Source organism: Saccharopolyspora sp. NPDC002686 (assembly GCF_040295745.1).
Lineage (GTDB): Bacteria > Actinomycetota > Actinomycetes > Mycobacteriales > Pseudonocardiaceae > Saccharopolyspora > Saccharopolyspora oryzae.
Genome location: NZ_JBEOVY010000287.1, coordinates 1 through 10,399 on the forward strand (window position 1 = coordinate 1; position 10,399 = coordinate 10,399).

Consider the following 10,399-nt stretch of genomic DNA (forward strand, 5'->3'; position numbering starts at 1 on the left):
CTCTGCCAACACCGCATCGGTCGGCTCCACGTCACTCCCCTGCAACGCGATGGGTCCGCCCCGACGTAGCGGAGCGGACCCATCGTCACAGGCCCTGGTCTCGAAGGTGGAGCTCCGGTAACTGCGTCAACACCACGTCCGGGCCACCGCTGTCCTCGTCCGGATCCCGTCAAGGCGAACGTCCGAGTCCGCCCCGGCGGGGTGTACTGGAGGAGTCGGCAGCAGGTCCGGCGAGGAGGTGTCACGGATGACGCACCTGCTGTGGGCCGTCGGATTGATCGTGCTCTTCCTGGGCGTGGCGTTGACGCTGCGCGGACTGACCAGGTGGCGGTGAGGCCACCTCCCGCAGGAGGCGGTGGTGATGCGTGAATCCGGTCCGCCCGTCGCCGGGGCCGCAACGGCCTCCGCGGTGGGATTCTTCGTGGCGGTCGCCGGAATGGTGCCCGCCGGAGCGGCGTCCTGGTGGTCGGGCGAGCCGGTCGCTGCGCTCGCCGTGCTGGGCATCGTCGTCCTCGGCTACGCGTGCGCGATCCGGAACCTCCCCGGCTCGCTGATGACGGCGCTGCTGTGCTGGATGTTTCTGAACAGCTTCGTGATCCACGCACACGGCGACCTGATCTGGGAAGGCTCCGCCGATCTGGCCCGGCTGGCAGCACTCGCCGGCGCAGCACTCATCGGCACAGCATGCGGCTGCGCAGCTGTCCGGTCGCACGAGCAGCCGGAACCGCAGATCCCGGCCACCCGACGTGCACCCGAGACCGAGCACATCCGAACGCTGGAACCGTTGAATCACGGGTAGCAGTACGAATCCGAGGAGGCGTCACCGCCTTCGAGGCGCACCTGGTGCACGCGCAACCCGCGGAACTGCTCCCCGTGCGGGAAGAACGCCTCGTCGACGGTGAGACCGCCGGTGCCCGGGTCGGTGTCGAGCTTGGCCAGCCAGGCGCCCACACCGTCGGGGTAGAACTGGTCGTCCCACGCGCCGTACAGCGAGTTCGTCAGGTAGATGCGGCGCCCGTCCCGGCTGACCTCCACCATCTGCGACCCGCCCGCCAGCGGCTCGGCAGGAGCAGCCGGGTGCGCGGCGCGAGCGGTGATGCCGCCGAGGCGGACCGATCCGGTCTCCCGCGGGTGCTCCGGGTCGGTGACGTCGAACTGCTTGAGCTCACCGGTCCCCCAACACGACACGTACAAGAACCGGTCGTCCACGGACAGGTTGATGTCGGTCACCAGCGGAGGAACCGCACCGAAGGGCCGCAGCACGGGCGGGAGCTGATCGGCCGGTGCCGGTTCAGCGGGAACAGTGATCACCTTCTCCGCCCGCCACTCGTCATCGGCCCGGAACCACCGCCACACCGATGCCGACAGGTCCTCGGTGCTGACGACCACGCCGGCGAACCCCCAGGTGGCGTTCGGGTCGTGCGAAGGCCTCAGTTCGAGGACCATCTGGTGCTGCGCCCCGAGGTCGACGCGCTGGACGTGCCGTCCCTCGGCCAAGTCCCAGAAGTGCAAGGCGTGCCCGTACTCGTTGCGCAGCAGCAGGTCGGGGTCGACGCCGTTCTCCAGCATCGACGGTGTGCCCCACTCACTGGTGATCATCGTGTTCCCGTTGAGGTGCCACCAGACGTCGTAAGCCAGGTGCTGCGGTCCCCGGTCGACCTCCCAAGCGCGCACAACGTCGAAGGAGTCGTGGTCGAGCACCGCGATGCCGCCCGGACCGTCGGCTCCGTCGGCGGCACCGAGGCAGGACAGGTAGATCCCGTCCGGTCCGCAGTGCAGGGTGTGCGGCCGGGAGTAGCCCGCCTTGGCCGCGAGCTCCTCGGCCGCCACGGTCCGCACCAGCTTCGGGTGGCGGGGATCCGGGTGGGTGTCGAAGACGTGCAGGTTCGACGAACGGATCCCGGGAAGCAGCAGGTAGCGGCGCCGCAGACCGCTGGTGTGGTGACCGGCGTGCGCGAAGGCGCTGCTGCAGGCGTTCCACCCGAAGTGGTGCAGCTCGTCGCCACGGGTCGGCAGGTCGGTCCAGCCGACCACCTGCCCGAAGGTCGCCGACTCCGGATCGGTGTCGATCGCGGTGAGGGCATCTGGTCGCTCGGCGGTCCGGTCGAAGGCGACGACGTAGGCCAGGCGCTCCGCCGGGGCGGAGATGGCTTCCCCCGGGCTGCGGTAGAAGGTCGGATCGACGTCGCGCTCGGTTGCAGAGCTCATGGCTGCTCCTAAGCGAGGACGGTGTCCTCTCCCAGGGTGGCCGACGCCAGGCGATGCGGCGAGCTAGCCCGCTGCTCGTACCAGGCGGAGCTGCCCGATCTCGGAGACGTTCTTCATCAGCTCGGCGTTCACCCAGGCGACCATGTGCGCCACGGTCTTGTCCGGGTCGTCCGGCCACGGGAACGGCGCGGGTCCGTCCAGCTCCGCGTCGGTCAACCGGTCCAGCACCGAAGACCACTCGTCGTGCAACCCGCGCAACCACCCGACCGCGGCTTCGTCACCCGGCCACCGGACGTCGGTCCGCTCGGTCGGCCTCCTGCCCTGCGCGTGGTCGATGGTCACCGTCCACCACCAGCCGAGGTGCCAGGTGAGCCAGGCGATCGTGGGCGCCGGGATCGGATCGGGCTCGACCTCGGCGAAATCAGGTACCCAGCCGCCATCGGCACCGCGCCGCACCGTCCAGCAGACCGCGGCGGGCTCCCACCGGAAGTCCCCGGGAACCAGCTCGGCGAGGTGGACCTCGAACAGCGACCAGGTCAGGTCGAACTGCCAGCGCAGCAGTTCAGCACGCGATGCGGACACCTGCCGGATCATGGCACGGCCGACCGCCCGGGGGACAACGATTTTCGGTCGCGGCTCACCCGGGTGGGGCGCTGAGCGGAGCCGTCCACAGCACCCTGGTTCCGCCGGTAGGCAACCGCTCCACCTTGCACCGGCCGCCCATCTGCACCGCTCGCTCGGCGAGGTTGTGCAGTCCGCTGTGCGCGACGGTGCTCTGGATCCCGACGCCGTTGTCGGTGACGTCGATGGTCAGGTCGTCGTCCAGCGAGATCGTCACCGACAGCTCCGACGCCCGGGCGTGCCGGACGGTGTTGCTCACCGCTTCCAGCACCACCGACTCGGCGTGCTCGGCCAGCCGCGACGGCAGCACGTCCAGCGGTCCGGACATGCGCATGGTGATCCGGATCGGGTTGTCCCCCACCACGTCGGTGACGACGCGCTGCACCCGGTTGCGGAACCCGCTCGGGTGTTCGGCGGCGATCTGCAGGTCGAAGATGCTGGCGCGGAGGTCCTGGATCACTTCGTGCAGCTGGTCGATGTGCTCGGTCAACCGGTCCGCGACGCCGGTCGTCCGCGACGCCCGCCGCTGGGTTCCCTGCATGGCCATGCCGATGGCGAACAGCCGCTGGATGACGTGGTCGTGCAGTTCGCGGGCGATGCGGTCCCGGTCGGCCAGCACGTCCAGCTCGCGGCGCGCGGCCTGCGCCTCGGCCCACTGCAGCGCCAGCGCGGCCTGGTCGGCGAAGGACGACACCACCAGCAGCTGCTCCTCGTCGAACCCCTTGGACCCCGCCCGCCGCACAGCCAGCAGCACGCCGGAGATGGTGCCTTCCGCCCGCATCGGCACCGCGAGCGCCGGCCCGAGCTCGACCGCAGCACCCTCGACCGTGGACAGGCTGGGGACGTTGCGCGGCACCCGTTCCCGGAACACCTGCCCGGTGACCGAACCTTCGACCGGGATCGACCGCCCCACGAGGTCTTCGACGCCGACACCGGCCGAGACCGTCACCGTCAACTCCTCCGTCTCGACGTCGTCGCCGGGCGTGGGCACCGCGAGCAACGCGTAGTCGGCCTGCGTCAGCTCGGACGCGCGCTCGGCGATCACTTGGAGCGCGTCGATCGGATCGGTGCCCGCCAGCAGTTCTGCGGTGATCTCACCGGTGGCGTCCAACCAGCGCTCGCGGCGGCGGACTTCCTCGAACAGCCGGGCGTTGTCCACCGCGATGCCGGCCGCGCCGGCCAACGCCTGCAGCACGACGTCGTCGTCCTCGGTGAAGGAGCCACCACCGAGCTTCTCGGTCAGGTACAACCTGCCGAAGACCTCCTGCCGGGCCCGGATCGGCACCCCGAGGAACGTGCGCATCGGCGGGTGGTTCGCGGGGAAGCCCACCGAAGCCGGATGTTCGGAGATGTCGTCCAGCCGCAGCGGTTTGTCGGCCTCGATGACCACCCCGAGGACACCGTGCCCGGTCGGCAGGTGGCCGATGCGGTGGACGGTCTCCTCGTCGATGCCGTCGTAGATGAACCTGCCCAGCGTGCCGTCCGGCGCCAGCACTCCGATCGCGCCGTAGCGGGCGTCGACGAGGTCGATGGCGGTGCGCACGATGCGCCGCAGCACCGCGTCCAGCTCGAGTTCCGAGGAGATGGCGAGCACGGCCTCCAGCAGGACGTCCATCTGGTCCCGCAGACCGACGATCTCCTCGATGCGCGCCTGCACCTGGGACAGCAGCTCTTTGAGCCGCAACCGGGAAAGGGTGCCCACCACCGATGGCGCGGCCCCCTCCCGCAATTCCTCCGATCCAGGTGGGTCAGCCCTGCTCACAGCTCTACTCTGACAGGCCGCGCGCACCCCGGCGAGTGCTTCACGATTCCGGGTGGCGCAAACGGGTGGCCAGCACCGCCGCCTGGGTGCGGCTCTGCAGGCCGAGCTTGCTCAGCAACCGCGACACGTAGTTCTTGACGGTCTTCTCGGCCAAGAACATCCGGTCCGCGATCTGCCGGTTCGTCATCCCCTGCCGGATGCAGTCCAGCAGGATCCGCTCCTGCCCGGTCAGGTCCGGCAGCTTCGAGGTGCCGTCCAGCTCCGCGCGCAACTTGTTCACCAGCGCGGCGGTCTCCTGCTCACCGAGCAACGGCTTGCCCGCACCGACCCGGCGCACGGCCGATGCCAGCTCCATCCCCTTGATGTTCTTCACGACGTAGCCCGCGGCCCCGGCCAGCATCGCGTCGAGCATGGCCTGCTTGTCCGTGAAGGAGGTCAGCATGAGGCACTGCAGCCCCGGAACGCGGGACCGCAGTTGCCTGCACAGCTCCACGCCGCTGCCGTCCGGCAGCCGAACGTCCAGCACGGCCACGTCGGGACCGATCGCGGGGATGCGGGCCAGCGCCTCACCGACCGAAGCGGCTTGCCCGACCACCGACAGGTCTTCCTCGGAATCGAGCAGGTCGACCAGCCCCACCCGCACGACCTCGTGGTCGTCGACCAGGAAAACGGTGGTCACACCGGCACCGCCCACATCTCCACTGTAGGAGCGATCGGCCTCAGCCGCCGGTGCGGAAGGTGAAGCGGGCCTTTCCGATCCACAGCTCGTCACCGTCACCGAGCTCGGCGATGTCCACCGGGCGCCGGTTGAGGTAGGTGCCGTTGAGCGAACCGCCGTCCACCACGACGTACCGGCCCTCGCGCAACCGCAGCTCGGCGTGCACGCGGGACACCGTCATGTCCTCGACCACGATGTCGCAGTCCCGATCCCGACCGATCGAGATGCGCGGTCCGTCGAGCGCGAAGCCGGTCCCCGCATCGGGTCCCCGGTTGATGACCAACCGGGGTCGCCCGCTCGACTCGGCGGAGCCGCGCGGCGCTGGAACGACCTGAGCGGTGGGCACGGACTCCAGCAGCGTCCGGATAGTCTGCTCGGCCTCCGCGACACCAGTGGTTGCGGACGCCTCGAACCGGGTGTCATCCATGGTCGTACTCCTCGCAGAAAGGCACGGGTATCGCCCGGACTGCCCCGACCAGGACTGGGCGACTACAGCCAGCATGCCGAACAACCACGCTCCGTGGCCAGGACCTTCGTCCCTACTGCGCTGCTGAAGGCCGTGACGGTCGCCACTCCGCGCACGAAAGCGCGCAACCGGGCCGCAATCCGGCGAAACGACCCCGCCAACCGGCCGAGCGACCCCAGGTCACTCGGAGTAACGACCAGGGCTCCACACCAGCCACTCGTCGGCCACCGCAGCCTCCAAGTCGATCCCGTGGTGCCTGGCGAGCAGCAGCACCTGGCACACGACGTCGGCCAGCTCGGCATGGAAGTCGCCCAGTCGCACGCGGACGAGGTTAGGAACACCCACCGACATGCTTCGCCCGATCAGGTCAGTCGTGCGCGCGACGGCGCTCCAGGAAGACGGTGTCGCGCCACACGCCGTGGTGCCGAGCGATGCGTTCGCGGATGCCGATGGTGCGGAACCCCGCCGCGTGGTGCAGGGCGAGACTGGCGCGGTTCTCCGGGAAGATCGAGGTCTGCAAGGTCCACAGCCCACCGGCGTCGGCAGCGGCGACCTGCTTGCGCACCAGCGCCGTGCCCACACCGCGTCCGCGGAAACCATCACCCACGTAGAGCGACGTCTCGGCGACACCGGCGTAGCACTCCCGGCTGGAGACCGGCGCCACGGCGGCCCAACCAGCGACCTCGCCGTCCACCTCGGCAACCCACCGGTGGTGGGCGATCCACTTCTCCTCCAGCGCCTCGCGCCCCGGCACCTCGGTCTCGAAGGTGGCATCACCGGTGGCGATGCCCTCGCCGTAGATCCGACGCACCGCGGGCCAGTCGGCCTCCTCGAGCGCACGGACGATGACGTCATGGGGAAGACCGCTCGTCGCCATCGTCCGAGTATCGCCCTACCGAGCCGACCGCCTCGATCCGCACCTGGGTTCGCGCGAAAATCAGCAAGACCACTGATGATTCGGAGCGGCTTCCGCATCTTCCCCACCGGCGCCGGAACTCTCGCTGCATCCGTCGGCGGAGATCCGGGGAAATGCTGGCAGTCAGCGGATTCCTGGTGCCATGATCAGAGCCGATCGCATCGTGGTGATGCGCCGCCGATGGGAGGCGATTCGTTGCTGAGGCCCTTGCAACCGGACGATCCGCGCGAGGTCGGGCCGTACCGGTTGCGGAACCGGCTGGGACGCGGCGGGATGGGCCAGGTGTACCTCGGCGTGTCCCCGGGCGGCCGGCTGGTCGCGGTCAAGGTGGTGCGCCCCGAGCTCGCCGACGACGCGAACTTCCGGCGGCGGTTCGCGCGCGAGGTCACCGCCGCACGCGCCGTGGCGGGCTTCTACACCGCCCCGGTGGTCGACGCCGACCCCGACGCCGACCCGCCGTGGCTGGTCACGGCCTACATCTCCGGCCCCACGCTGCACGAAGCCGTGCAGCAGCAGGGGCCCCTTCCCCCGAGCGCGATCGGTGCCCTCGGAGCAGGTCTGGCCGAAGGGCTCGGGGCGATCCACGCCGGTGGCGTGGTGCACCGCGACCTCAAACCCGGCAACGTGATCCTGGCCGAGGACGGCCCTCGGATGATCGATTTCGGCATCGCCCGGGCGATGGACGAAACGCACACCGTGGACATCCTCGGAACGCCTCCGTTCATGTCCCCGGAGCAGGCGACCGGCGCCCAGGTCGGCGCACCAGGCGACGTGTTCTCCCTCGGCGCCCTGCTGGTGTTCGCCGCGACCGGCCAGAGCCCGTTCGGCGCCGGCCAGCCCCAGGCGATCCTGTACCGCGTCGTGCACGAGGAACCGGACCTGTCGGGCCTCTCCGAGCTGCCCGACGGGCTCACCGAGCTCATCGCCGCCTGCTTGGCCAAGGACCCGGAAGCCCGCCCGGAGGTCCCAGCCCTGCTTGACTCGCTGGCCACCTTGAAGGGCGACACCCAGTGGTTGCCACCGGGAATCATCTCGATGATCACCGAGAACCGGACGGCCACCATCGCCGCGACCAAGGTCGACCCGCGAGCCGACCAGCCCCCTGCACCACCACCGACTCCCCCACCGGCCAAGCCGTCCTGGCTCCCCGCCCTCGCCTGGACCCTCGGCGCCTGCGCACTCGGCGTGCTGATCGTGCTCGCCGCGATCGACAGCAGTTCCGGCTCCGGCGGTTCAACACCGACCACAACAGCCGAGTCCGACACGTCGACTTCGGACTACTACGACACCGAAACGTCGTCCTCCGAAGACGAGACGACGACCGAAGAAACGACGACCGAGGAGACGACCACCACCGACGAGGAAACCCTCGACGACGAGTCGACCGACCAGACCCCGTTCACCCTGGACGCGTTCATGCCGGACGACTTCACCGACGACAGCGGCAGACACCACCAGTACGAAGCGGGCTCCACGAGACCGTGCACGGAATGGGCCTCCGAGGAGGTGGCATCGGTGCTGACCGACAACGGCTGCTCGGAGATGCTGGTGGCCAACTTCGTCGACGACGACTCGGAAATCCTCACGACGGTGTGGGTCTACCCGTTCGCCGACTACGACACCGCGGACACCGCCTACAGCGCCCTCGACGCCCAGGACTTCATGCAGCTCGGCTGCTGGGACCCGAACTCCGGCCCCGGATCAGGGGTGTGCGACAACGACGTCACCGCCGCGGACGAGTGGCAGTACATCGACCAGGACCACCGCTACGTGATCGTGGCGCAGTCCAAGTGGATCGACCTGCGATCGGACGGATCGGGCGACGAACAGCTGAAGTCGGCGGGCAGCGAGGCCCGCAGCGCCGTCGGCCCGGACAACTACTACGGCAACTGACCAACCTTGAGTTCGTTTCACGTTGCTCCATAACGGTTTTCGCTTTTACACCCCGCTATGATCACCTGATCGTGCGACCGAAATTCGGTCGAATTCCTGTTCGGACCGTCGGCACAATGAATGGCATGACACCGTTGCTGACCACCCCGAACACGGCGCCCGACCCCGGTGCGCTCGTGCCCTCGGCTGCGCCTGGGCCCGTCGGTGCCCCGCCGCGTGCCGCCGGGTCGCGGGTGGGCTCGATGGCGTCTTGCACGGACGCGGAACTCACCGCCAGAATCCGCCGACTAGAGCGCGAAATCCGCCAGGCCCGAGTCGAGCAGTTGCAGCTGATCGCCGAGGCCGACCGGCGCCGCGTCTTCGCTTCCCATGGCGCCCGTTCGACGCAGGTGTGGCTGAAGGGACTGCTGCACATCGATGGCTCCGACGCGAAAACCCGCGTCACGATCGCCAAGGCCACAACCCACCCCAACGACGCTCCGGAAGGAACAAACGCTGCCACCTCGACCGAACTACCCGCCACCGCCGAAGCATTGGCCAAAGGCGCACTCGACCTGAAGCACGCCTCGATCATCTCCCGCTGCGTGGGCACACTGCCCGAACACGCGCGCCACCGAGCCGACGAGGTCGAGAAGCTCCTGGTGAACAACGCCAACCGAATGTGCCCGCGCGATCTGGCAAAACTCGCCGACCACATCAAGCACACGCTCGACGGATCGGGCGCAGTCAAGGACGAGCAGGCCCAGCACGAGTCCCGAGAGCTGCACTACGCCACCGCCCTCGATGGCATGCTGGTCATCAAGGCACGCCTGGACAAAGAAACTGGCGCGAAGTTCATCGAAGCCATCCGCCCGCTGTCCGCGCCCCGCCCGGAGACCAACGGAGAAAAGGACCCCCGCACGCCGGCCCAGCGCAACGCCGACGGCCTGTCGGCAATGCTGGACGTCGTCCTGGAGTCCGACCACATGCCCCGAACCGGCGGCCAGCGCCCCCACCTGACCATCACCATCGACTACGACGACCTCAAGCAGCAAATCCCGACCAACACCCCGGGAATGCTGACCAGCACGGACCAACCCATCACCCCGGAAACGGTTCGCCGAATCGCCTGCGACAGCGAGGTCCTCCCGATGATGCTGGGAGGAGACAGCCTCCCGCTGGACGTCGGAACCGCACACCGAACCGCCCCGCCCCACATCCGAGCAGCCCTCCTGACCCGAGACGGAGCCTGCGCCTTCCCGGACTGCGACCGCCCACCGGGCACCCCGCAAGCCCACCACATCGTGCAGTGGATCGACGGCGGACCCACCACTGTGGACAACATGGTGATGCTCTGCGCCCACCACCACAGAACAACCCACCAACAACACTGGCAAATCGACCTGCACAAAGGCCGACCGCTCTTCACCCCACCCACCACCATCGACCCAACACGAACACCGCGCCCCGGCGGCAAAGCACTACCCGCCGCCTTCCGCGACGCCCTCCACAACTCCATACCCAAACCACGCCCCCCGGAGGAACCCCAATGAAACCCACCCACAGCAGGTGGACAACCCCAACCTGCCCAAAACCAGACAACCGCGGCTCAACCAACAACCCGCAACACGCCGAAGGCGACTCAACCACAACCCGCCGAAGGAGACGAACACCCACCACCAATCCAAGAGCGCCAACCAACCACGAAGGGAACGGAAGAAAGTGCACCAGTCCACCCACACCGAACCCGACACCAGTCGCTCCCCCGAAGCCACCGCAGCCGACCCCGAAACCCGCTGTCCATCCCACACCGGGTCATCCCCGTGACAAAAAGCC

General features: G+C 68.9%; 9 protein-coding genes and 1 pseudogene. 3 read left to right on the forward strand and 7 right to left on the reverse strand.

The window, feature by feature from the left end; genetic code table 11:
- The first annotated feature begins 361 nt into the window (after positions 1 to 361).
- Entirely contained in the window at positions 362 to 799 is a 438-nt protein-coding gene (locus ABTZ89_RS29230) for a hypothetical protein (protein WP_351050650.1), read from the forward strand.
- On the opposite strand, the gene ABTZ89_RS29235 is transcribed toward ABTZ89_RS29230, so the two are convergent.
- The 7 genes and pseudogenes from ABTZ89_RS29235 to ABTZ89_RS29265 all read right to left on the reverse strand — a co-directional run.
- Positions 790 to 2,208, reverse strand: coding sequence for a selenium-binding protein SBP56-related protein (locus ABTZ89_RS29235; RefSeq protein ID WP_351050653.1), 1,419 nt, complete (start codon positions 2,206 to 2,208; stop codon positions 790 to 792). The genes ABTZ89_RS29230 and ABTZ89_RS29235 overlap by 10 nt on opposite strands.
- Before the next feature lie 63 nt (positions 2,209 to 2,271).
- Complete coding sequence (locus ABTZ89_RS29240) at positions 2,272 to 2,790, reverse strand: DinB family protein (protein WP_351050656.1); 519 nt, start codon at positions 2,788 to 2,790, stop codon at positions 2,272 to 2,274.
- A 55-nt stretch (positions 2,791 to 2,845) separates the two neighbouring features.
- Positions 2,846 to 4,591, reverse strand: coding sequence for a sensor histidine kinase (locus ABTZ89_RS29245; protein ID WP_270949683.1), 1,746 nt, complete (start codon positions 4,589 to 4,591; stop codon positions 2,846 to 2,848).
- Between the two features lie 40 nt (positions 4,592 to 4,631).
- Entirely contained in the window at positions 4,632 to 5,270 is a 639-nt protein-coding gene (locus ABTZ89_RS29250; RefSeq protein WP_270949682.1) for a response regulator, read from the reverse strand.
- A 40-nt stretch (positions 5,271 to 5,310) separates the two neighbouring features.
- Entirely contained in the window at positions 5,311 to 5,736 is a 426-nt protein-coding gene (locus tag ABTZ89_RS29255; protein WP_270949681.1) for an FHA domain-containing protein, read from the reverse strand.
- Between the two features lie 219 nt (positions 5,737 to 5,955).
- Positions 5,956 to 6,096, reverse strand: coding sequence for a nucleoside triphosphate pyrophosphohydrolase family protein (locus tag ABTZ89_RS29260; protein ID WP_351050661.1), 141 nt, complete (start codon positions 6,094 to 6,096; stop codon positions 5,956 to 5,958).
- 46 nt (positions 6,097 to 6,142) lie between these two features.
- Positions 6,143 to 6,637, reverse strand: a pseudogene (locus tag ABTZ89_RS29265) (GNAT family N-acetyltransferase); the annotation flags it as partial.
- 249 nt (positions 6,638 to 6,886) lie between these two features.
- On the opposite strand from ABTZ89_RS29265, the gene ABTZ89_RS29270 reads away from it, so the two are divergent.
- Positions 6,887 to 8,584 (forward strand): serine/threonine-protein kinase, encoded by a 1,698-nt coding sequence (locus ABTZ89_RS29270; protein ID WP_351050664.1) that lies wholly within the window; start codon positions 6,887 to 6,889, stop codon positions 8,582 to 8,584.
- 125 nt (positions 8,585 to 8,709) lie between these two features.
- On the forward strand, positions 8,710 to 10,116 hold the full coding sequence (locus ABTZ89_RS29275; RefSeq protein WP_502949612.1) for an HNH endonuclease signature motif containing protein: 1,407 nt from the start codon (positions 8,710 to 8,712) through the stop codon (positions 10,114 to 10,116).
- Positions 10,117 to 10,399 lie beyond the last annotated feature (283 nt).